Annotated in this window: 24 protein-coding genes and 1 tRNA gene; 14 read left to right on the top strand and 11 right to left on the bottom strand. The window is 40.4% G+C overall.

Going from position 1 to position 23,075, the window contains the following annotated elements; all coding sequences use genetic code 11:
• Nucleotides 1-65: 65 nt before the first annotated feature.
• The 5 genes from AC4PL9_RS03715 to AC4PL9_RS03695 all read left to right on the top strand — a co-directional run bounded on the left by AC4PL9_RS03715 (nt 66) and on the right by AC4PL9_RS03695 (nt 5,435).
• Entirely contained in the window at nt 66-221 is a 156-nt protein-coding gene (locus tag AC4PL9_RS03715) for a T9SS type A sorting domain-containing protein (protein WP_491603432.1), read from the top strand.
• Between the two features lie 114 nt (nt 222-335).
• Nucleotides 336-1,334, top strand: a complete 999-nt coding sequence (locus AC4PL9_RS03710) for a pyruvate dehydrogenase complex E1 component subunit beta (RefSeq protein WP_491603433.1) — start codon at nt 336-338, stop codon at nt 1,332-1,334.
• A 172-nt stretch (nt 1,335-1,506) separates the two neighbouring features.
• Entirely contained in the window at nt 1,507-3,147 is a 1,641-nt protein-coding gene (locus AC4PL9_RS03705) for a YceI family protein (protein ID WP_491603431.1), read from the top strand.
• A 126-nt stretch (nt 3,148-3,273) separates the two neighbouring features.
• A complete protein-coding gene (locus AC4PL9_RS03700) occupies nt 3,274-4,200 on the top strand; it encodes a UDP-3-O-(3-hydroxymyristoyl)glucosamine N-acyltransferase (protein WP_491603430.1) in 927 nt (308 codons plus the stop codon).
• Nucleotides 4,201-4,202: 2 nt separating this feature from the next.
• A complete protein-coding gene (locus AC4PL9_RS03695; RefSeq protein ID WP_491603429.1) occupies nt 4,203-5,435 on the top strand; it encodes a PP2C family protein-serine/threonine phosphatase in 1,233 nt (410 codons plus the stop codon).
• A gap of 52 nt (nt 5,436-5,487) precedes the next feature.
• Here the strand turns inward: AC4PL9_RS03695 and AC4PL9_RS03690 are convergent, their stop codons facing one another.
• From AC4PL9_RS03690 to AC4PL9_RS03675, 4 genes are read right to left on the bottom strand one after another with little or no spacing between them, the layout of a single operon-like run.
• Nucleotides 5,488-5,781, bottom strand: coding sequence for a hypothetical protein (locus AC4PL9_RS03690; RefSeq protein ID WP_491603428.1), 294 nt, complete (start codon nt 5,779-5,781; stop codon nt 5,488-5,490).
• A 36-nt stretch (nt 5,782-5,817) separates the two neighbouring features.
• On the bottom strand, nt 5,818-7,122 hold the full coding sequence (gene tilS / locus AC4PL9_RS03685; protein ID WP_491603427.1) for a tRNA lysidine(34) synthetase TilS: 1,305 nt from the start codon (nt 7,120-7,122) through the stop codon (nt 5,818-5,820).
• Complete coding sequence (locus AC4PL9_RS03680) at nt 7,106-8,308, bottom strand: anthranilate synthase component I family protein (protein ID WP_491603426.1); 1,203 nt, start codon at nt 8,306-8,308, stop codon at nt 7,106-7,108. The genes tilS and AC4PL9_RS03680 overlap by 17 nt, the downstream gene beginning before the upstream one ends.
• A 1-nt stretch (nt 8,309) precedes the next feature.
• Complete coding sequence (locus AC4PL9_RS03675) at nt 8,310-8,918, bottom strand: acyltransferase (RefSeq protein ID WP_491603425.1); 609 nt, start codon at nt 8,916-8,918, stop codon at nt 8,310-8,312.
• A 272-nt stretch (nt 8,919-9,190) separates the two neighbouring features.
• On the opposite strand from AC4PL9_RS03675, the gene AC4PL9_RS03670 reads away from it, so the two are divergent.
• A complete protein-coding gene (locus AC4PL9_RS03670; protein WP_491603424.1) occupies nt 9,191-9,853 on the top strand; it encodes a hypothetical protein in 663 nt (220 codons plus the stop codon).
• 6 nt (nt 9,854-9,859) lie between these two features.
• Here the strand turns inward: AC4PL9_RS03670 and AC4PL9_RS03665 are convergent, their stop codons facing one another.
• Complete coding sequence (locus AC4PL9_RS03665; RefSeq protein WP_491603423.1) at nt 9,860-10,729, bottom strand: ion transporter; 870 nt, start codon at nt 10,727-10,729, stop codon at nt 9,860-9,862.
• Between the two features lie 57 nt (nt 10,730-10,786).
• Nucleotides 10,787-12,004: a 3-oxoadipyl-CoA thiolase gene (pcaF, locus tag AC4PL9_RS03660; protein WP_491603422.1), complete on the bottom strand. Its 1,218-nt coding sequence runs from the start codon at nt 12,002-12,004 to the stop codon at nt 10,787-10,789.
• 261 nt (nt 12,005-12,265) lie between these two features.
• On the opposite strand from pcaF, the gene AC4PL9_RS03655 reads away from it, so the two are divergent.
• Nucleotides 12,266-12,808 (top strand): hypothetical protein, encoded by a 543-nt coding sequence (locus tag AC4PL9_RS03655; protein ID WP_491603421.1) that lies wholly within the window; start codon nt 12,266-12,268, stop codon nt 12,806-12,808.
• Between the two features lie 10 nt (nt 12,809-12,818).
• On the opposite strand, the gene AC4PL9_RS03650 is transcribed toward AC4PL9_RS03655, so the two are convergent.
• Nucleotides 12,819-13,253 carry a PaaI family thioesterase gene (locus tag AC4PL9_RS03650; protein WP_491603420.1) on the bottom strand — a complete coding sequence of 145 codons (435 nt, stop codon included), beginning with the start codon at nt 13,251-13,253 and terminating at the stop codon, nt 12,819-12,821.
• A 222-nt stretch (nt 13,254-13,475) separates the two neighbouring features.
• Here AC4PL9_RS03650 and AC4PL9_RS03645 point away from each other — a divergent pair, with 222 nt between their 5' ends.
• The 5 genes from AC4PL9_RS03645 to AC4PL9_RS03625 all read left to right on the top strand — a co-directional run bounded on the left by AC4PL9_RS03645 (nt 13,476) and on the right by AC4PL9_RS03625 (nt 16,176).
• A complete protein-coding gene (locus tag AC4PL9_RS03645) occupies nt 13,476-14,000 on the top strand; it encodes a DinB family protein (RefSeq protein ID WP_491603419.1) in 525 nt (174 codons plus the stop codon).
• A gap of 131 nt (nt 14,001-14,131) precedes the next feature.
• Nucleotides 14,132-14,204, top strand: a tRNA-Gly gene (locus AC4PL9_RS03640).
• Between the two features lie 150 nt (nt 14,205-14,354).
• Nucleotides 14,355-14,786: a 6-pyruvoyl trahydropterin synthase family protein gene (locus AC4PL9_RS03635; protein WP_491603418.1), complete on the top strand. Its 432-nt coding sequence runs from the start codon at nt 14,355-14,357 to the stop codon at nt 14,784-14,786.
• Between the two features lie 36 nt (nt 14,787-14,822).
• Complete coding sequence (folE, locus tag AC4PL9_RS03630; RefSeq protein WP_491603417.1) at nt 14,823-15,413, top strand: GTP cyclohydrolase I FolE; 591 nt, start codon at nt 14,823-14,825, stop codon at nt 15,411-15,413.
• 97 nt (nt 15,414-15,510) lie between these two features.
• A complete protein-coding gene (locus AC4PL9_RS03625; protein WP_491603416.1) occupies nt 15,511-16,176 on the top strand; it encodes a Bax inhibitor-1/YccA family protein in 666 nt (221 codons plus the stop codon).
• 114 nt (nt 16,177-16,290) lie between these two features.
• On the opposite strand, the gene AC4PL9_RS03620 is transcribed toward AC4PL9_RS03625, so the two are convergent.
• Together AC4PL9_RS03620 and AC4PL9_RS03615 are read right to left on the bottom strand one after the other, a co-directional pair.
• Complete coding sequence (locus tag AC4PL9_RS03620; RefSeq protein ID WP_491603415.1) at nt 16,291-17,301, bottom strand: glycosyltransferase family 9 protein; 1,011 nt, start codon at nt 17,299-17,301, stop codon at nt 16,291-16,293.
• Complete coding sequence (locus AC4PL9_RS03615) at nt 17,294-18,106, bottom strand: glycosyltransferase family 2 protein (protein ID WP_491603414.1); 813 nt, start codon at nt 18,104-18,106, stop codon at nt 17,294-17,296. The genes AC4PL9_RS03620 and AC4PL9_RS03615 overlap by 8 nt, the downstream gene beginning before the upstream one ends.
• A gap of 45 nt (nt 18,107-18,151) precedes the next feature.
• On the opposite strand from AC4PL9_RS03615, the gene uvrC reads away from it, so the two are divergent.
• Nucleotides 18,152-19,957, top strand: a complete 1,806-nt coding sequence (gene uvrC, locus AC4PL9_RS03610) for an excinuclease ABC subunit UvrC (RefSeq protein WP_491603413.1) — start codon at nt 18,152-18,154, stop codon at nt 19,955-19,957.
• 53 nt (nt 19,958-20,010) lie between these two features.
• Nucleotides 20,011-20,547, top strand: coding sequence for a hypothetical protein (locus tag AC4PL9_RS03605; protein WP_491603412.1), 537 nt, complete (start codon nt 20,011-20,013; stop codon nt 20,545-20,547).
• Nucleotides 20,548-20,564: 17 nt separating this feature from the next.
• Here AC4PL9_RS03605 and AC4PL9_RS03600 read toward each other — a convergent pair whose 3' ends face one another.
• Entirely contained in the window at nt 20,565-21,890 is a 1,326-nt protein-coding gene (locus AC4PL9_RS03600) for a S41 family peptidase (RefSeq protein WP_491603411.1), read from the bottom strand.
• Nucleotides 21,891-23,012, bottom strand: coding sequence for a peptidase MA family metallohydrolase (locus tag AC4PL9_RS03595; protein ID WP_491603410.1), 1,122 nt, complete (start codon nt 23,010-23,012; stop codon nt 21,891-21,893).
• Nucleotides 23,013-23,075 lie beyond the last annotated feature (63 nt).

The raw sequence follows: 23,075 nt of genomic DNA, 5'->3' as shown, positions 1-23,075 counted from the left end.
TAAGATAAATTTGATTAGAAAAACACTTGAAAATCCCGGGTATCTTTTGATGTTCTGGATTTTTTTTGATTTCCAATGCTTTATTCGACATAGGACAAGTCATAGAGCAAGTTGCTATAGAAGAAGGAATGAACAGCATTATGATTGATTTGGAAAGTCACGGACAGGGAATTTACTTTATTCGTTTTGGGAGTAGAACTAAGAAAGTTGTTCTTCAATAAAGAAATTAACAGGAATCGGTTTTGTACTGGAAAGTTTTTCAATTTAACGGGAAGCTTTTTATTCACTAAATTTTGTACTTTTGACAGCTCACGGCGTTTGCATACGCCAAGGTTATTTGTAATTTACTTGAAATGAAAGAGGTACAATTTAGAGAGGCACTTAGAGAAGCCATGTCTGAGGAGATGCGCAGAGACGAAAGCGTATTCCTTATGGGGGAAGAAGTAGCTGAATATAACGGAGCCTACAAGGTCTCACAAGGTATGCTGGACGAGTTTGGAGCCAAGCGAGTTATTGATACACCGATTGCGGAACTTGGGTTTGCAGGTATTGGAGTGGGAGCTTCCATGAATGGATTGCGTCCGATCGTAGAATTTATGACCTGGAACTTTGCGATTTTGGCTGCGGATCAGATCATAAACAGTGCGGCAAAGATGTTACAGATGTCCGGTGGACAGTATGGTTGCCCGATTGTTTTCCGCGGAGGAAACGGACAGGCAGGACAGTTGGCTGCAACGCACTCACAGAGTTTTGAAGCTTTCTATGCGCATGTTCCGGGATTGAAAGTAATTACGCCTTCGAATCCGTATGATGCAAAAGGACTTTTGAAATCTGCTATCCGTGATAATGATCCTGTTGTTTTTCTGGAGTCAGAAAAAATGTACGGAGATAAAGGAGAAATTCCTGAAGGAGAATACGTTATTCCTATCGGAGTAGCGGACGTGAAGCGAAAAGGAAACGATGTAACGATAGTAACCTTTGGAAAGATCATAAAAGTGGCACACCAGGCTGCAGAACTTCTGGAAAAAGAAGGTATTTCCTGCGAAATAATTGATTTACGTACAATTCGTCCGATTGATTATGCGGCGGTTGTAGAATCTGTAAAAAAGACAAATCGTTGCGTAGTGTTGGAAGAATCATGGCCATTAGCTTCTATTTCTTCTGAGATTGCATACCATTTACAGCAGTATGCTTTTGATTATCTGGATGCGCCAGTACAACGCGTAACGCAAACAGATACTCCGTTTGCATTCTCTACATCTTTAATTGATGAGGCGTTGCCTAATGTAGAGCGCTTGGTAAAAGCAATTAAAACCACTTTGTACAGAAACTAATTCGTTAACGAAATATAGTTGTTGAAAGCCGTGCATTTGTACGGCTTTTTTTGTAATTTGTTTTTGAGTCCTGTTCTTACTAACGAATAGAATAGGTAAGCAGAAGATAAAAAAATAGATGTTTTTTGCTGTTTATTGTTCTTTTTGTACCTTCACGCTAAATTTATTTACCATGGAAGATATTTTTATCGGAATTATACTTTTGATTTTAGGTGTTGTGGCAATTATAGGGAAGTTAACCCATAAGCCACGTTATATTCACCATTGGTTTATTGTATTGGCTACCGTTTTTACAGCCTATTATGCATTTGGAGAATTGACTGTTTTTGAAACAGGGGAGATAAATCAAAACCCGCTCTATTTAAGTGTCGGGATTTTGTTTTTGGCATTGATTATTTCCCGTTTTGTTGGAGAAAACAAAAAAATACTTGGATTTATAGGTGTTTTATTCCCTTTGTTGTATTTGATACTGGGCGATACAACGTATGCTTTCGGAGGCGGAGGATTTACGGGGGCAGATTTGTTGAAAACAGGAGTTTTAGGAGCGATTGTTCCAATAGCCCTTGTACTCGTTTTTGCCCTCTTGAAACGTTTTGGTTTTGTAACCGGCGAAAATGAATCAACTCTAAAACTGAGTATTGAGACAGGGTTTTTGTTTTTCTTTCTTTTCGGTGTATCAATTGCCGGATTCTTTTTAGCAGGACCATTCGGACTTTTTGTGGCTATGGTTACTTTTCTGGCGTCTTCGATTGTTGCAGGAAATGTGGTCGAAGAAGGTAGAGAGACTATGGTTCCGTTTGGATTGTCGATGCTATTACTCTTACCGTTGACAGTGATCAGTGAGGTAGGAGAAGCTGATAATTTGTCTGTGCTTCAAGGGAAAATGTTTGCCGGATTGTTCCTGGGGGCTATGCTCACTGTTTTTCACGCAGCGATCTTGTCCTGGAGTGAGAACGTATCCGGATGGAAGTCAAAACTCCTTTTGTTGAAAGCCATGGTTCTTCCAGTTTTATTTGTTGTACTCGGGGGAATGTTATATTTCATGTACGAGTCTTTCGGGGGAACTTCTACCGTAATAGCCATGTTGATTGCTTCAGCGTTGGTAATTCCTGTCTTACATCTTGTTTTTCGTAACCGAAGTTTTGCGGTGGCAACAATGCTGATCGGATCGGCAATTCTTATTGTACCCTATCTGAAACACGAAACGGAAGAATTATCGACCGAGATAGAAGGCTTAGATACTACCACACAGAAGTTAGTTGTGGTAGGAGAAGATGGAGCGGAAAAAGAACTAAACATACTGGATCTAAGCGAGGCAAAAGGAGACTGGGTAGTAAACCCTGAAAATTCGAACTTGAATTTTACACTGGAAGCAAGTGGCTCCAAAACGAAAGGAAAGTTTAAATCCTACGAAGGAACTTTCTCTGTTCCGGAGGATTGGCAGAATGCCGAAATGAGTATAACAATTCCTGTAAGTTCTATTTCAACTTTCAATGCGATCCGTGATGAATCGCTATTGTCCGATGAAGCTTTTTTTGAAGCGGAAAAACATCCGGTGATTACTTTCAAGGTAAAAGGGGTAGAGTTTTCTAAAGAAGAATACCTTGCAAAAGGAGAGTTTACGATGAAAAAAGTGAAGAAAACAATCGATGTTACTTTTCAGTTTATAGGAAAAGGTGAGCGTGACGGGAAGTCCTTTATTGTATTGAAAGGTAGTGGATCATTGAATAGAACCGACTTTGGAATGACGCCTGATCCGGGAATCGGGGATGTGGTTAATTTCGAATTTCAGACTGAATTTCTCGCAAAATAATCGGTTGATTAAACACGGTTTATCCGAAAAAAGAAGGCAATCAACATTTTGCTTTGAATAACTATTGTAAAATGTTTTCTGACCCGGGTACTGTTCTTCTTAACTTTATATAGTTAAAACGGTTGTATGAAGTTAGTGAAGCCAACAACACTCAAAGAAGTAGCTGAATTTCTTGGGTGCAGATTTACTGGTAATCCGGATCATGAGATCACGGGTATTAATGAAATTCATAAGGTAGTCCCCGGGGATATCGTTTTTGTAGACTTTGAAAAATACTACAAAAAGGCACTAGAGAGTGCGGCAACGACTATCCTTATAGATAAAGAAGTGGAGTGTCCCGAAGGAAAGGGACTGTTAATCAGTGAGTCTCCGTTTGATGATTTTAATAAACTGACCCGGTATTATAATCCGGAACGTTTTTCGTACACATCCGTATCTGAAACAGCTACGATTGATCCATCAGCGGAAATCGGAGCCAATGTTGTAATCGGAGCCAATGTAAGTGTTGGTAAAAATACCATCATATTTCCTGGAGCAGTTATCGAGCAGGATTCAATCATTGGAGATAATGTCGTAATCGGACCTAATAGTGTGATCGGGCATTATGCTTTCTATTATAAGAAAAAGACAGATGGTTTTGACAGGATGTACTCCTGTGGTAGAACAATTATTGAGGATGATGTCGAAATTGGTGCGCTTTGTACAATTGACCGGGGTGTTTCAGGAGATACGGTTATAGGAGCCGGATCCAAACTGGACAATCAGGTGCATATTGGTCATGATACCGTGGTAGGGAGGAAATGCTTGTTTGCCGCTAACGTAGGTATTGCCGGATGTGTAACCATTCAGGATCGCGTAACTTTATGGGGACAGGTTGGAGTTGCTTCAGACATACTAATTGGAGAAGGGGCTGTTGTTCTTGCGCAATCCGGAATCAATAAGAGTCTGGAAGGAGGGAAAACATACTTCGGTTCTCCGGCCGGGGAAGCAAGAGTCAAGTTTAGGGAAATAGCTGCCATCAAGCGAATTCCTGAGATACTGGAAAACTTATAAGTATGCCGCAAACACTGGTTACGCATTTGGAAGAAAAGGTGCAGTTCAGCGATCTGAAACTGTATTCGCTTCTTGAGCTGACCACGGCTATCAACGCGAACGAATCTGTTGACCAACTTTTGCGAATCTATGAGTTCATTGTTCGTGAACAATTAGGATTGTCAAAATTTATTCTGATCGTTAATCATAACGGTTGGGATATCATGCTGAAAGTAGGTTATAAAGGACGTTTGAAAGATCTTACTATAGAGTCGGATTTGGGGCGTTTTGATGAAATAACAGTAATAGAATCCTCACATATTACTTCGTTAAATGAATTTGATGTTATTATCCCGGTAGCCCATAAAAATCAGAAATTAGCATTCCTATTGGTGGGGGAGGTGAAAGATCATGCCATGCGTTTAAAGGAGACGGTGGATGACATGAACTTCCTTCAGACACTGACAAATATTATTGTCGTAGCCATAGAGAATAAACGGATGGCTAATGAAGGGGTAAAGCAGGCAAAACTAAAGAAGGAGCTGGAGGTTGCCTCCGAAACGCAAAAACTACTCTTTCCGTCGGATCTCCCTACGAATAAGGAGATGGATGTTGCGGCAAAATATAAAGCACGCCACGAGATAGGCGGAGATTATTATGACTTTTTTCCGATCTCAGATGAAGAATACATCATCTGTATCGGAGATGTATCGGGGAAAGGGATTTCAGCGGCATTATTAATGGCTAATTTTCAGGCTACTTTACGGGCTTTGGCTATGTACAGACGATTTCCTCTTGGGCAGTTAGTACACGAACTAAATAAGATAGTGTTTGGTAATGCTAAAGGGGAGAAGTTTATCACTTTTTTTATTGCTGAATATAATGTGAATACCCGCCAGTTAAAATACATCAATGCAGGACATAATCATCCGTTTATCACAGATGGGAGAAACTATAAGTTTCTGGACAAAGGATCGATTGGTTTAGGGATGTTCGAGGAGCTTCCCTTTTTGGAAGAAGATAGCATTTCGTTGCCTAAAAATACAACACTGGTACTTTATACGGATGGAGTTGTTGAGCTGGAGAATGAAGAGCAGGAACAGTTTGAAATTGAACGGGTAATAAAAGTGATCCATAGTTTTTATCCTTTAAAAACGGATGATCTGAATAACCTTGTCTTCTCAAAATTGGATGAATGGAAAGGCGGTGCCAAGTATGCAGATGATACAGCGATATTTACCTGCCGATTTTTCTAATAAAAAAAGCGGTCTTTCGGACCGCTCGTAGATTCTTTTTTCGTACGTTTTATCAGATGAACCGGACATCGGCAATCCTTGAAATAGGAAGCCAGATACCTCCTTTAAGACAAATGTACTTGCCTCCGGATGCCCAAACTGTCGTTTCTACACGTTTGAATCCTTCATCATCCATAAAGATAATAGCCACCTTCCCGTGGTGTAAGTTACCTAATTTCGTCGCTTCAACTAGTTTAGCCATTAAGTCCGGAATCTGTTCTATTTCTATAGCTTTTTTAAAGCTAAGTGCCGGAATTTGTTCCTTTTGGATCAAAACCGGGCTGCTTGTTACTACTTCATTTTGCATGGCCAAAAATTTATAAATGGGATGAACAAGATAATATTATTTTTTTACTTCTGCAAAGAAGGAGCTAAAAATAGTTACAACAATTTTGGGGGTTGATTCCACACTTTTTTTCTGATTCCAGATTCCTATTTCATCCGGGTGAAGGAGTAAAACCGGCTGATCATTTCGGGTCAGGACAAGAGCTTTTTTTCGCGAAATAAAACTTAGTTTCAGATCGTTTAGAATTTTTTTCAGAGGACGTTTATTTTTCCCTCTGAAAGGAAGGTGTTCTCCGGGTAAAGGGTTGCGAACGCCAAATTCTTTCAACAGATCCCATGGAATAAGAAGTTCTTCAGAGACGGGGAGGGCTGTCCCTGCCAATGTAACAGAAATGGCAGGGGTGTTGTCGGGAATATCCAAATCAGCAAAGTTCAGTTGAACGATGTCCAGTGAGTGCTTTCCGAACCAAAGACCATTTTTCTGACGTTGGACATAAAAATCACCGTGTTCAATTAGTGCGCCCGGAGCTCCGGAGGAAATGAGTTGTTCCAAAGCCGTTGCTAAAACAGTCGATTGCATCCATTGTACGAGAAGCCGTTCCCGTTGAAGAAATAGTAAACTCCGGATGTCTTTATCAGACAAGAAAAATTCACAACGTTCTCCCGGAAAATAATCCCACTGATGGTCCGCTTCCGATATAATGCGCTGGACGTCTTGAGAGAGACGATCAAGGGCAGATAATGATCGCGGATCAATTTCCTGCATTAAAGGAAGAAGGAGGTTGCGGACTTTGTTCCGGGTATATTTGTTCTTCGTATTGCTGCGATCTTCCCGCCATGATAGATCGTTTTTTGTTGCATACCGGATAATATCTTGTTTGCTGACAGATAATAAAGGACGGTAATATCCCGGACGTTGCTTTATGATTCCTCCAAGATCTGATAGTTTCCCTGAGCTCATTAATTTTAGTAGCACCTCCTCCCGGTTATCATCCAAATGGTGCGCCGTACAAACAATAGAGTTGGGGTTTTCAAGTACTACCTGATCGAACCATGTATAGCGCAGTTCTCGTGCTATAGCTTGTATTGACTTTTCTCCTCCTGCAAGACGTCGGGTGTCAAAAGATTTACTGGCAAACGGAATCCCGGATGTGCGGCAATGATCGGCGATAAATTTTTCATCATCGTCAGAATCCTGTCCGCGTAAATTGAAGTTGCAGTGCAAAACGGTAACAGGAAATCCTGAGTGGCTTAAAAGATGAAGCAGTACCATTGAGTCAACTCCGCCACTACAAGCCAGAAATAGCGTATCATAGCTTCTGAGGGAGTCGAGTTCATGTGTTATTTCAGACCAATGATTCATCCTGGTTTGTTACTAGACGTTCAATCTTTACAAGACATTCTTCATATTCTTCTTCCGGAGAAGAAAGATCGGTTATCGCTCCCCCGACAGGGCAGCAGAGGTACTTGTTTTTTTCATTGTACAACAAGGTGCGTATCACAACATTCAAATCAAAGTTTCCTTTTGGTTGTATAAGACCGACAGAACCGGAATACCAGCCTCTTTTGAAATTCTCCAGTTCTTCAATAAGTTCCAGAGAGCGAATTTTTGGAGCTCCCGTCATGGACCCCATAGGGAATGTTGCTTTAAGGATTTGTGAGAATGTTGTGTCCTCTCGAAGCGTACCGATTACCGTAGAAATAAGCTGGTGAACAGATTCAAAAGTATAAAGACCGAATAGTTCTTCGACTTTTACACTTCCGGGTAGAGCGACCTTTGCAAGATCATTTCGTACCAGATCGACAATCATGACATTCTCGGCTTTTTCTTTCTCACTGTTGATGAGTTCTTTTTTCAGTAGCTCATCCTCGTATGCAGTGCTTCCTCTTTTTCGTGTGCCTTTGATGGGTTGAGATACCAAAAGGTGTCCTACGCGTTTAATAAATCGTTCCGGACTTGCTCCCATCATTTTAAACTCGCGCCAGTCAATAAAAGCAGAAAAAGGCGCTTTGGTTTTTTGATGAATGCGTTTATACGTGTCCAGATAGTTAAACGAAGAGACATTCTTTTTTTCAAAGATTTGACAGAAATTGACTTCGTAACTATCCCCTTTTCGGATGTACTCCTGAACCCGTTTTATTTTTTTTAGGTATTCTTTTTTCGAAAGTCGGGGATGCAATTGAAATGATGGCGTGTCTGGTTCCGGTTCTTCCAGAAATTTCAGTAAAATATCCGTGCGACTTTTTCCTTTGACAAGGTCTGCCACATTTTCACGGATATGGTAAACCGTTTGAGGAACTATAAAGGCAAAAGCAGGTGACTGAAAATGATCTTCGTTGGAAGAACGTAATCGTTCAATACTGTTTTTTACATCAAAACCAATAAGGGTTACAATATAGTCCTTTCTGAAGTGTTCTGTAAAATCATCGACCTCTTTCCAGTTGACCAGATCTTCAAATACTAACTCTTTTTCTGACCCGATGCATAGCCAGGTGTCTCCCGAATTGGAGTTGAAATAAAACAAACTGGTGTGTTCTGCTTCTTTCAATTTATACTTTCTGATTTTTAATTTTTTCCCAGGTTGAATACATCGCTTCCTGCTTCGGTCTGTCAGCTTCTTCTTCACGAAGTGGTTCACAAGGACGGAGAGAGGCGTAACACTCTCCCGGAAGCTGTTGATACAATTGAGTTCCCATTGTTTTCCATCCGATCATATCGTCGCTAACCTCTTTAATGATTTTAGCAGGGTTACCGACTACCAGGCTGCGTTTGGGAATATGCATTTTTGCCGGTACAAAGCAGAGAGCGCCAATGATGCATTCGTCTTCAATAATGACATCGTCCATAATGACGGAATTCATTCCGATCATACAGTTTCTTCCGATCGTCCCTCCGTGAACAATCGCTCCATGTCCAATATGCGCTGACTCTTTAAGTGTGACCGTTGTGCCGGGAAACATGTGAATCGTACAGTTTTCCTGTACATTACATCCATTTTCAATACGTATCTGCCCCCAGTCTCCCCGAAGGGCCGCTCCGGGACCAATATATACATCTTTACCAATAATAACATTCCCGGTGACAGTAGCATTCGGATGGATAAATGCACTTTCGTGAATAACCGGTTTAAATCCGTTAAATTCGAAAATATTGGGCATATTTTTTCGTTTTTCTAACTTTTAGCACGAAGTTATCGTTCTCTAGTGTAAAGGTAATAAAAATGAAGGTTGAATTTTGTAAATATTGGCTGCTGGGCACCCGGAAATACAATTTTATTGCCGGGAAAAAGTTGTATCTTTACAATAATAAGAAGATTGAAGTTGCCGAAAGGTAAAGGATAATATGATAGAAAAGTGAAAAAGTCCGTGCTGAACCGGAGTGTGTGAAAAATAGCATGGTTTTTGTTAAGACTTTATAAAGGATAAGAGATATGAAAAAAATAATTGTTGTACTGGTTGTTACACTCGTTTCCCTTTCGCAAGGATGGTCTCAGGGGCAGGGTAGAGCAGGGTTGTCGTATGGTTTGGGGGGTAGTTTTGATGTTATTAACCCCATTAATACCGGAGCTTACCTTACGGGGATGTCTTTCTTTGCTGAGTTTCCGCGTTCGGCTTCTGTAGTACCTTATGGTAAGATTGGGTATTACCTTCCGACAAAGGTTGAAGACCCGGCAGGAGCAACCTTGATTGCAATTGATGATATGACCAACCCGTACCAGTCGTCTGCGAAGTTGGAGACGAAAGTAAGTACGTTTTCATTAGAGGGAGGTACCCGTTATTATTTGGGGAATGACTATGATATAGGTCTGGCGGGTGTTTTGGAAACGAAAATCAGGGTTTTGGTTTCTCCTGTTTCTTCTGTAGTAGGTGATTATGACGAAACAAAATATCGTTTGGAAACAAATCTGGCAGATAAGTATACATCGATATCTCTTTTTGCTGGTTTTGGTGCGGGAATTAAGTATTCTCAACCCTGGGGGACTTTGTTTACAATGGCGGGGCTTGATTTATACATCATCTCAAATGCTGTGACACCAGTTACTTCACTAATGTTGTTTTCAGTGCAGGTGGGGTATCGAAGAGATTTATATTAGTCGTTTCTACAGTGTGTGTCCGCATTTCTTGCAAAAGTCGGCATCGTCGTCATGACCTTCGAAACTACAGTTCGGGCAACTACGCGCAAGATGACTGCTTACTTCTTTGTTGGCAGAAATCATCTCACTCGTCATAATTCCGGTAGGGACAGCTATAATAGCGTAACCTAAAATCATCAGAATAGAAGCTAATGTTTGTCCCAGGGCAGTTGTTGGAGAAATATCACCGTAACCTACGGTTGTCAGGGTTACAATAGCCCAGTAAACGCTTCTGGGAATACTTGTGAAACCTGAACCTTCTATATCTCCTTCGATTAAAAACATCAGGCTGCCTATAATCATTACGATTGTGAGTACGGCAAACATAAACACAATGATTTTATGTCTGCTTGTTACCAGAGCCTTGGTTATAATTTTTCCGGAATCGATATATTGACCTAGCTTGAGAACACGGAAAATACGCAGGAATCGTAGGGCGCGTATTACGGATAGAGTATGTCCTCCCGAAATCCAGAGTCCAAGGTAAGAGGGAAGGGTCGAAACAAGATCTACAATCCCATAAAAGGAAAAGATATAATAGACGGGTTTTCCGATGCTGAGTATGCGTAAGATGTATTCAATAGTAAACAGAACAGTTAGTGTCCATTCTATAGTACTGAAAAGTGTACCGTATTTTACATTCAGATAGTCAACACTCTCCAGCATAACAACTACTATACTGGTGAAAATAGCACCAAGGAGGGCGAGGTCAAAAGTTTTTCCGGCTACTGTATCTGCTTCAAAGATAATCTCGTGTAATTTCAGCTGCCAGGGTTTTAGCCTGCTTTTTTCAATAGGGTTTTCTCCCTTAATGATATTTCGGATAGGACGTTGCATAATATAAATCAGGGTGGTAGAAAAAAGTTAGACCTCCACCCTGATGTATCGTAAATATTAATTAGCTCTTTCGATGATCGTTGCATACCCTTGCCCCACACCGATACACATGGTAACAAGCGCGTAGCGTTTCCCTGTACGTTGTAACTCATGGGCTGCAGCAAGAAGAATACGAGATCCGGACATTCCCAGCGGGTGTCCTAAGGCGATTGCTCCTCCGTTTGGATTTATTCTCGGGTCATTATCTGCCAGCCCCATTTCTCTGGTGCAGGCAAGCGCTTGAGCAGCAAAAGCTTCATTCAACTCAATTACATCCATTTGGTCAAGCGTTAAACCAGCGCGTTGTAGCGCTTTTTGGGAAGCGTATACCGGACCTATTCCCATAATTCGTGGCTCTACTCCTGCAACGGCGGCACTAACGATACGGGCTAATGGTTTCATGTTGTTTGCTGCTACTGCCTTCTCAGAAGCGATCAGTAAAGCTGCTGCACCATCATTTAACCCGGAAGCATTTCCGGCAGTAACCGTTCCGTTCTCTTTGCGAAATGCCGGACGTAATTTAGCCAGTGTCTCAGGGGTTGTAGTTCCTTTTATAAACTCATCCTTGTCAAATACAAGAGGATCTTGCTTTCTTCTCGGTATCTCAATGGGTACAATTTCTTCCGAAAGCCTTCCTTCGGATTGCGCCTGAAAAGCTTTTTGCTGAGACCAGGCAGCGAACTTGTCCTGATCTTCGCGTGAGATTCCGTATTTATCTACCAGATTTTCTGCTGTTTCTCCCATTCCATCAACTCCGTATAATTCTTTCATCTTCGGGTTGATAAAACGCCATCCGAAACTGGTGTCAAATAATTGGGAATCACGTCCGAAAGGAGTGGAAGCTTTTGAAAGAACCCATGGTCCGCGGGTCATATTTTCTACTCCTCCGGCGATATAGACTTCTCCGGCTCCGTCCTTTATAGCACGGGAAGCATTGATTACCGAAGCCATCCCGGATGAGCACAAGCGATTAACTGTTTCTCCGGCAACCTCAACAGGTAGACCGGCCAGTAATCCGGCCATACGGGCGACATTTCGATTGTCTTCTCCCGCCTGATTGGCACAGCCAAGAATCACATCTTCTATTGATTTTAAATTAAGCTGTGGGTGACGTTTTACCAACTCACGGATAACATGTGCTGCCAAATCATCTGTTCTGACAGGAGCCAGTGTACCTCCAAAACTTCCGATAGCCGTTCTTACTCCGTCAACAATATATACATTTTCTGAACTCATTTGTCTGCTTTGTTTATGTGCGAATTTAGCGGATAGTTTTTGAAATAAAAAATTTTCATTTCTCCGTTCACTTGAGATGAGGTTTTCAACATGTTGGGTATCATTAATTAACAATTCAGTATTTCAAAATGTGAATTTTAGTTAATTCATTTTTAACTCTTTATAGTTAAATTGTTAATAACTTCGTTGAAAAGTCAACTTGTTTTGGTAGTGAAACGGAGCCAAACTACTTATATTTTTGTAGTATAAAACAGGTTGTTTATGTTTGGAACCCTAATTAAGAAAAGATTGACAGATGAGAAGGTGGCGAATATTTTCGTGAACGCCATCCTTGATGTTACTGAAAAAGGGTTTGAGGAAGTAGCGGGGCTGATTAAAGAGGATTCGGCATTTGTACACCAACCACAAATCAATGTTTCAGATAACGGAAAATTTACAATGATTGTTCTGGCAGGTAACCTGAAGTTTCTTGAAGATCACTTTGAAGCGGATCAGGTAGAGCGTGTAGAAGAATTGATATTTGACAAGTTTGCCGGGGTGTTTGGTATTTCTGCACCCGAATTAAAGAAGATTGTCAAAGAATATGATCATTTCATGGCGCGTGTTAATCATCCGTCAAAGAACACGCTGTACGCAATGTCAAAGGCTGTATTTCACAAGTATAAGCTGAATGATTATCAGGATGATTACTTCAGAAAGATGCAATGTCCTAATCCACTCTTCCTTAAGAGGATGGATGATGTGATGACCAATTTTGTCTGGGACTGGAATGCGTTCTTTAAGCGCTATAAATTAATCGCGTAAAACTATTGATTTATAATATCCCGGCTTTTTCAGCCGGATAAGCGTTAAAAGTTCCGCTTCCTTTTGCAACTAACTGGTTCTTTTGATTTCGAATTTCTCCTTCAGCATAGATAATCCGGCTTCCGGCCTGAACTACCTTCCCTGTAGCAATTAGTGTATCTCCTAAACGAGCTGGAGAAAGAAAGTTAAGTTTTAATTCGATGGTTGAGACCACTTTTCCCTGTTCAACAACCAGTGAAAGTGCAGCTACACCTAAAGTTCCATCCATTAATGTAGCAATAACTCCTCCGTGTGCGGCAACAGGTGTAGCCATGTGTTTGTCAGAAACAACCAGTTTGTATTCTATTTCCCCTGGCTGTACAATACTTAATTGCATGCCAAGGTCATCCCCGAACCGATTGGTTCTTTTGTAGGTCTCGATAATCAAATCTCTTACACTTTCCATAACTACGCCTGTAAAATCTATTGCAAATATAATGAATGCATAATAAATTAGTGGGGTAATGAAGCGGCAAAATAATTGATGAAAGAGGAAAAAGGAATGTAAAATCTTGTATAAAACAGCAAGTGTTGAGGGGCTGAACCTTTAAAAAATGATATCTTGTGCAAAGCGCAGAAAGCAGATTTGTAGCGCAAATAGTGTTTGCAAGTATTTAAAAGAGAAGAAATGCAGTTTGAATTACAGAAATCGTTAGAAATTCTGGAAAGAACACCTTTGGTTCTACAGGCATATCTGGAAGGATTGTCGCAAGACTGGTTAAAGAATAATGAAGGAGAAAATACCTGGAGTCCTTATGAAATAGTTGGTCATTTGGTTTATGGAGAAAAAACAGACTGGATGGTGCGGGTAAAAACTATATTAAGCACTTCCGGAAACAAACTCTTTGAACCGTTTGACAGGTTGGCTCAATTAAAGGAAGATCAGAACAGACCTGTTACAGAATTACTGAATGATTTCAATGTTTTGAGAACAAGGAATTTGGAGGAGTTGCATGCGTTGAATATTAGTGACGAGGATTTGCTGCTAACCGGAATTCATCCCGAATTTGGAGAAGTAACCCTTGGGCAATTAATTGCTACATGGGCGGTACATGACTTGGGACATATTGGACAAATCTCAAGAGTAATGGCTAAACAGTATAAGAACGACGTAGGACCGTGGATTAGCTATTTAAGTGTTTTGAAAAGGTAAGTAACAACAGATAAAGAGACAAACGGAAGTACTTCGAAGATTTTACCTGTTTTGAGAAAATGAAATCTTTCTGAAAATATCGCAGGATAAATAGAGCGGGAATAAAAAAAAGTTTTACTTTTGCAGCGTCCGCGGGAGTAGCTCAGTTGGTAGAGCGTCAGCCTTCCAAGCTGAGGGTCGCGAGTTCGAATCTCGTCTCCCGCTCGTGGAAAAAGCTTCGCTTCGGCGGAGCTTTTTTTGTTTATAAAGACTGAAAAACTGATTTTCAGTAGGTGAGATCCATCAGATTGAACGATTCTTTCTTCACGAAACCTATTACATTTTCTCGTATCTTTGCACAAAATTTTAAGAAAGTTGAAAACGGTTTATATAGAGCGTAGAGAGCATTTTAATGCTGCCCATAAATTATATAATGACAAATGGTCTCCCGAAAAGAACGAAGAAGTTTTTGGGAAATGCAGCAATGCAAACTGGCATGGACACAATTACCAGATAATTGTTACGGTAAAAGGAATGCCCCATGAGGACACCGGTTTTGTTGTGGATTTAAAAGATTTGAGTGACCTGATAAAGGAGTACGTTGTAGAACCGTTGGATCACAAAAACCTGAATCTGGATGTCCCCTTTTTAAAAGGAATTTTACCTTCTACTGAAAATCTGGCGATAAAGATCTGGGAACAAATCGAAGGCCCGATTACCAGTTTAGGGGGAACTCTGGCAAAAATCAGGTTGATTGAAACAGAGAACAATTTTGTAGAATATTTCGGAGGACGGGAACCTTATTAGTGTTTATCTGTTCTTTTGAAAAAGAAAAATAATTTGGTGAAAGAAGAACATAACAAGGAGGAAACAACCCTCCGGATTTCGGATGCATATCAAAAGATAATTACCGATCTGGGAGAGGATGCGGGTAGAGAAGGTTTATTAAAAACTCCTGAGCGTGCAGCGAAAGCTATGCAGTTTCTGACGCAAGGATATGAGCAGAACCCGAAAGCAATACTGGAATCGGCTCTTTTTAACGAGAACTACTCGGAAATGGTGATCGTAAAGGATATTGAAGTATATTCTTTGTGTGAACATCACATGCTACCATTTTTCGGAAAGGCACACGTAGCTTACATTCCCAAAGGGAAAATCGTTGGGTTATCAAAAATTCCGCGAGTAGTAGATGCTTTTGCCCGTCGTTTGCAGGTTCAGGAACGATTGACACTTGAAATTCGGGATGCGGTTAATGAAGCATTACAGCCGGAAGGAGTGGCGGTTGTTCTTGAGTGTAGTCATATGTGTATGCAAATGAGAGGAGTACAAAAGCAAAATTCAGTAACGACTTCCAGTGCGTTTACAGGAGTGTTTTTGGAAAACGATTCCACCCGAAAAGAGTTTATAAATTTAGTGCAGGCCAGACTACACTAAAGCTGGAGAAATTTCGTTATCTTTACAGTAAACTAAAATTTAGATACAAATGTTAGAAAACATTTTAGACAGAACTGAACCAGTTGGCGTAAAGCCAATGACGAAGGAATTTTTTGCTTCGGTGTACACGTATATGTTTGTAGCGCTTGGTATTTCGGGAGTTACAGCTTACCTCGCAGGGAACTCGCAGGCTTATTTCCAGATGCTGATTACTCCAGAAGGAGGGCTTTCTCCGATTTTTTACGTGATTTCTTTTGCGCCCTTAGGATTGGTGCTTTTGATGCAGATGAGAATGGCAAAATTGAGCATGTCCATGTTGTTGGCACTTTTTGTCGGTTTTTCTGTTTTAATGGGATTAAGTCTTTCAACTATCTTTTGGGTATATAGTTTAGGTACAATTTTTAATGTCTTCCTTATTTCAGCCGGTATGTTCGGTGGGATGGCTATACTGGGGTATACAACAAAGACCGATTTGTCTAAGTTTGGGAGCTTAATGTATATGCTTTTCATTGGAATTTTCATTGCAAGTTTAGTTAACTTCTTCATGCAGAGTGAAGCAATGGGATACTGGATTTCTTTTATTGGAATTTTTGTCTTTACAGGGCTTACAGCATGGGAAATGCAAAAGTTGAAGTACATTGCTGCTGATCCGCAATACGCAGGAGAGGAGAAAAAGAAACTGGCATTGATCGGAGGATTGTCGTTGTACATCCTGTTCATTAACTTGTTCCTTTCTCTATTGAGAGTTTTCGGAAGAGAATAAAGAATAAAGTAGAAAATATGTTGACGGCTATCTCATCTGAGGTAGCCGTTTTTTATTGGAGAAAAACTCCGGTTTTTAACAGATATGATCTATAGACTTAGAGAAGTAACGGAGCTAATATTTTATTCCTGTAGCAGCGTGTACTACGGTATCCACAGTGATTTTTTCGATGCAGTTACAGGGACTTCCTTTCTGACACGTAGAGCAGTTTTCATCGAAAACAAGTGTGGTTGAGTGTTTGCCTAATGGTTTCCAACGCCCGGGATGGATGGGACGTTTGGGAGCAAATAATCCTATGGCCCCTTTGTTCAGTAATCCGGCAATGTGTAAAGGACCTGTACTTGCTGCAATCAGTATATCAATCTGTTGAATCAGAGAGATTAATTCGTCTAGCGATAGTTTGCCACTCGTATCTATGCAGTCTTCAGGTATAAGATGACGGAAAGAAGTTGCTTCACTTTCAGTTCCTGTATAGAATACTTTGTATCCCTTCTCAGTTAGCTGTTTCCCTAATTCGGCAAAATTGTTCACACCCCATTCGACAGCACTGCCCTGTGATCTGGGATGTAATATGACTTTGCGTTGTGGAGTATCCAATTCACGGGTTAGCCAGTCGGGTAGTGGAAATGAGGTAGAAAAATGAATCGATTCTGAAACTTCTTCTAACGAAGGCAATGCACGTACCCCAAATGGTCGGAGCAAATGAAAATTCAATTGTGATTCGTGTTCATCGGCTTGTTTTCTTGTGAAGTTAACTCTGTGGTTACAAGTAAACAGATGAAATAACCGATGGCTTGTCCCTATACGATGTTGTATACCACTTTTTTTTGCCAACCGGGCAATTTCTTTTCGGGGAAAAACATGAATAATAGCAAATGCCCGTATATTTTGAAATGCCCTTATTCGTTCATTTTCTTTGAGCGATTCCAGTTCTTTCCAACTTAGTACTTCATCAATATCCTGACAACAATTCAGTATGGGTGTCGTATACGTATTACCCAGAAAAACAATACGAACACCTTTGAAACGCTTCTTCAGATAACCACATAAAGGTAATGTAAGGCACACATCTCCAATACTGTCTGTTCTGCTAATTATGACTGTTCTATAGGAAAGATCAAGCATTTTTTTTATTGAGTCTTCGAAGTTCTTTGTACTTAAAAATATTAGACTGAGCCGATATTGTAGCTATTTTCCATCCGGCGTAACCGTCCAGAAAGCCACGTTTGATCAGGTACATGGAAACAAACCGTCCCAATGCACTCAGGTATGGCTTGAAGATTCCAGCTTTTTTTCCCCGGGCATTCATTTTACGGGCAGTAAGTAGAGAATATTTATCTGCACGTGCCCGGTGATCCGTATAGTCATAATAGGAGTAATGATATAAATCTCCTGAAAGAAGTTTCTCCTGGAAAGGCGCAGAGAATTCCAGTTCTTCGTGCACGTATTGACCAACCCATTTGGTTTGATCTTTTGGAAAAATACGGACTTTATAATCCGGGTACCAACCCGAATGATGAATCCATGTACCACAATAGTTAGTCTTTCTGTTGATGGTATAAATTCCCGAAAAGCCCTGTGTTTTCTCATGTAGAATAGCCGCTTTCAATTCTCCACTGACTGCCTCATCTGCATCAATAGAGAAGATATAAGAGAAAGCAGCAAGTGAGTTGGCAAAATTCTTAGAAGAACTATACCCTTCCCATGGGCGTTCCTCAAACCGGACAAAATCGTACTCTGAACAAATTGCTTTTGTCGTGTCGGTTGAAAGTGAATCCAGAACAATAACTTCATCAGCAACACCGATCAGTGAGTCAATGCAGCGACGGATGTTGCGTTCTTCGTTCAGGGTAATAATAACCGCAGACAATTTATCCATGTGGTAAAGATAGCGCAAAATGGGATAAAGTTGTTGAGAGGCAAGTTGCATTTTTTGTGTAGATTACTATAGAATTCCGCTATTTTTGTAATTCAGGTGAGTAATAAAAAGACAGAACATATTGATTTAATCTTACGAACCCTTCCGGAAAACCCGGGAGTGTATCAGTATTTTGATGAGAGTGGTAAGATTATTTATGTCGGCAAGGCGAAAAATCTAAAAAAACGGGTTAACTCTTATTTTAACAAGCAGGATTTAGACGGGAAAACGCGGATGTTGGTTCGCAAAATACGGGATATTCAATATATCGTGGTAGCTACCGAAATGGATGCCTTACTGTTGGAAAACAACCTGATAAAAAAGTATCAGCCACGGTATAATATCCAGTTGAAGGACGATAAAACGTATCCCTGGATATGCGTTAAAAATGAAGCATTCCCGCGGATATTTTCTACCAGAAGAGTCGTGAAAGATGGTTCCCGGTATTACGGACCTTATCCTTCCGGGAGAATGATGCATGCTCTGTTAGATCTGATCAGAAGATTATATCCCTTACGAACGTGCGGGTTAGATTTATCGCAAAATGCTATTGAGAAGAGAAATTATAAGGTTTGTCTGGAGTACCACATTGGTAATTGCAAAGGTCCTTGCGAGGCCAAACAATCCCTTCAGGAGTACAATAAGTACATTGAAGACATTCACGATATTCTCAAAGGAAATATTTCTTCAGTGATTCGGAAAATAAAAGTCCTGATGCAGGAAGAAGCGGAAGCTTATCGGTTTGAAGAGGCGCAATTGCTGAAAGAAAAATGCGATTTACTGGAGAATTATAAGAGTAAAAGTACGATTGTAAGTCCTACCGTTTCGGAAGTTGACGTATTTACGGTATTGGATGACGGAGATTCTTTTTTTGTTAATTATCTGGTGATAAAATCCGGGGCAATTATTCACGCTTTCACCAGTGAAATTAAGAAGAAGTTAAATGAAACGGCAGCAGAAGTAGTTGGTTTTGCTTTGCCGGAGCTACGGGAGCGTTTTCAGAGTCCTTCCAAAGAAGTGCTGGTCGAAGAATTGCCGGATATAAAACTTGAAGGGATTCGTTTTTTTGTTCCGCAACGGGGAGATAAAAAGGAACTGCTGGATTTGTCCTTACGGAATACAAGGGCCTACCGGATGGATAAGCTAAAGAGACAAAAGATAAAAGATCCTGAGGCGCATAAAAACCGGATTTTAACCCAAATACAGAAAGATTTTCGTTTGAAAGAACTTCCGGTTCATATTGAATGTTTTGATAACTCCAACTTTCAGGGAACAAATGCGGTGTCTGCCTGCGTGGTTTTCAGGGATGGTAAACCTAGCACGAAGGATTACCGGCATTTTACCATTCAAACGGTGGAAGGTCCGGATGATTTTGCTTCGATGGAAGAAGCAGTTTACCGACGTTACCGACGTTTAAAGGAGGAAGATAAGTCTTTTCCACAACTGGTGGTGATTGACGGGGGGAAAGGTCAGTTGGGATCGGCTTTGAAAGCACTGGAGCGTTTGAATTTGCGGGGTAAAATTCCGGTTGTAGGCATCGCCAAACGATTGGAGGAAATATTCTTTCCCGGAGATAGTCTTCCTTTGTATCTGGATAAACGTTCGGAGAGTCTGAAAGTGATTCAGCACATGCGTAACGAAGCCCACCGATTTGGAATTACACATCACCGGAATAAGAGAAGCAAAAACTCACTGGTATCTGAACTTTCGGAGATAAAAGGCATCGGTCCGAAAACGTATGAAGAGTTGATGACACATTTTAAATCGGTTAAAAGAATAAAAGAAGCCTCTCTGGATTCATTAATTTCTGTAATAGGACAGGCAAAGGCAAAGATTGTCCATGCGTATTTCAGTGGTATGTAATCTCTTTTAATTCAGGACAGAAATAAGTACGGCTGTACTTCGTTTAGACTTTGATGAAACGATCGAAAATTCTTATATATCTGCTAATATCTGTTCTTGTCAATTACTTGTTGGTGGCTGATGTACTCTTTTTTACCTACACGATAACTGGAGTATGGACATCCCGCATTATTTGGGGGGTCTGGTTTATTGTTTCGTTGTACTTAGCTGTGAAGAACTGGAAATGGCATAGTGTAAGATTTTTTACGGTAACAACTCTAGTTCTTCCTCTTTTTGTCGCACCATTTTTGGGTATTTTGGGTGCTCATCTTTTTCTTCGATTGATGAATGTGGACTTCGAGCAACGTTTGAAAGGTGACTCGTACCATATATATTTATACACGAGCGCGCTTTCGGGGAAATTTTTTGTTCTGTTTGAGGATTCTTTTTTGGTGAAAAAGAATATTTCGTCGAGTTCTTTTATGCTGGATTCCGGGAATTCTAACTTTAAAATGGACACGGCCCGGATACTAGAAGAAAATGATCAGGAAGTCATTGTTGAGATTATATCGGATGCAGAAAAAATAAGGATCACTTTTGAACGCAAGTGAAAGATGTTAAACCGAGCTTAGTTCTCATGAATCAGCTGCACTACTTTTTCCATTTCCAGGTCTTTGTTGGTTAGGATATCGTTCAGCTTAGGGGTAATGACATAGTCCGGAAAGATTCCTTCGTTTTTTGAAAATCCGCTCACATCCGTTTGATAAATTTCGGTAGCCACGGAGACCTGAATCCCGGTGTTGTTCAATAAAAATGAAGTAGGATTGGCGTTACAGCTAAAGGTCGCTCCTGTTTCCTGACCAATAAAAACAGCATTCAGATGCGCTTTTACTAACGAAAGGAAGTGCCCTGTTGATGAAAAACAGCCCCCGTTGATTAACAGGTATAGGTTACCTTTGAATCGGTTCTGTTTTACAGGGATAAGTTGCTCCAAATCCTTATACCATTTTGTTGAACCTTTTCTGAAATAACGAAAGGGTTGTTCCATAAGATATTGGAGTAAATAGGAGGTACAATACGGATCCCCTCCGTAGTTATTTCTCAGATCAATTACCAGATTGTCCGGTTGGGAAAGTTCAAGTTCTTTAAAACAACTGTCAATGAATGATTGAAAAAGAGGGAGATTGTCGTTGTAATAATTGAAACTTTTGATAGTTAATTTTCCCAGCGAATGATCGGCATCCATTTGAAAACAGAGGTTATCCGGACACGGGGGTAAGTCATTGTCTTTTGAAGGAGATTGATCCGAGGGTTTTAGTTCGATTGATTTTAGACCGGTATCGATACGAATTTCGATGGTATAGGTTTCCGGAAAGCCAAGTTGAAAGGCACAATGGGATCTGAAGTTCATATTCGTTTGCAGTTCCCGGAGACTGGAAATATATCCGTCAGAGTTAATCACTGCGTTTAGTTCTCTTTTCAGCGTTTTTACGTCAATACCATTGATTGATATGACTTCCATTCCCTGATCCAGTACATCTGCATTGTTCAGGGGATCAGTAATGTAGAGTTGATCCTCTACATACATGACTTCCAGAGGAAAAAAGAGAGACGGGTATAATTCCAGTACATTTACAACAGATGTTGAGGTATGCCCACACCCGACAAGGGCTAGTACAGATTTGCAAAGCCATACAAATTCACTCATTGTGGTTGCATCCGAAATGGATTCCTTTTCTCGCCCGACAAAAAGATCAAACTCTTCCGGGGTTATAAAGGCATAAGGTTGAGGATGATTGTGCTTAACTGCCTTTACCAGTTGTTCTAAATCGGCTATGTACTCCGATTTGGCTATGACTTCATGTACGGTATATTTTTTGGGAATAGTATCCTGTGCACACGCCGTTTGAATGTACACTGCCAGTATAAACAGGATAAAGAGCTTCTTTCTCATTTATTTACAACCTTTTTGTATGAGTTCCCAGTTAATTTTTGGCGATTTGGGATGAGTTTTCAGCAACGACTTATTTATTTCTGCTTCCAGTTGAGCAGGGGAGAAGCCATAGATGTTTTGCATACTTGAAAATCCACTTTTCCACAGTGTTTCAAACTTAGGCAACCCATAATTTGAAATCAAATATTCGACAACATAAGCCGATTGGTGATAACTAATCATTTCTTCTGTTTGATAAAACTGATAGGCCAGAGATTCCAACGGAACCAACTTATTTTCTTCTAAGAAGTACCGGTATAATTCAGCAACGGTATATCCTGAGCAATTGTTTTCTGAATAAGTAGCTAATCCCTCGTTTAACCAGTTATTACCTTCTGCAGGCCGACCCCAGGCTGTCATCGAAACAATATGCATTGTTTCATGTTGGATTGGAGGATTGGTAACACTACTTTCTTCGTCACTGTTCTCGTTGGTTACTTTCATGTGTATAGTTCTCGCGTCAATGTTGGCCAGTGCATTGACATAATAACCAGCCTGTAAAAGCATTTCTTTTTTGGAGGTGACAAAATGAATCCGGGTAAATTCCGTAAAGCTTGTATCGTTAATTAAACGGCAGTTTTCCTGAATGGCAAGTAAACATTTTTCAACAAGTGCATCCCTGTTTTCATAGGCATATCCTTTAGCAGGAAATGTGAAATGGAGGTTGTCTATTTGTTTTGTAACAACTGTTTTTGCTTCCCAGTCAGCTGTTTGATTGAATTTCGTCGTGTCGATACGTGCATTCTTGTTGATTACATACGGATTATTGCCAATATACATTCCATTTTTAAAATTTCCTTCGAATTGATTCATGCCGTCCCGGTACTTTCCTAAACCATCAAATCTTCCATTTTTCATTTCTCCGTCGTACCACATTATTTCTTCTCCCTCGTTAAAAACAGTAAGAACACCTTTCCCTTCTGGTATGCGATTTAAACAATCTCCTGTCCAGGTAAAGGTACAGGTTTCGCAAGTCCAGGGAAGTAGAAATTGACAACCTGTTTCAGGTTCTGATAAGTGAGATTGCGCCGGGTAAATTCCGGGTAGTAAGCAGAATAATAGGACGAACATGTTTTTGTACATGGGTTTTTCATTTTTTGATTCTCTGCGAAGTTAGGTCTCGTGAAAATACCGGACAATCACATT

This window comes from Wandonia sp. (assembly GCF_984588085.1).
Note: the sequence above shows the minus strand (reverse complement) of the source record. Positions and strands in the feature narration are given on the sequence as shown.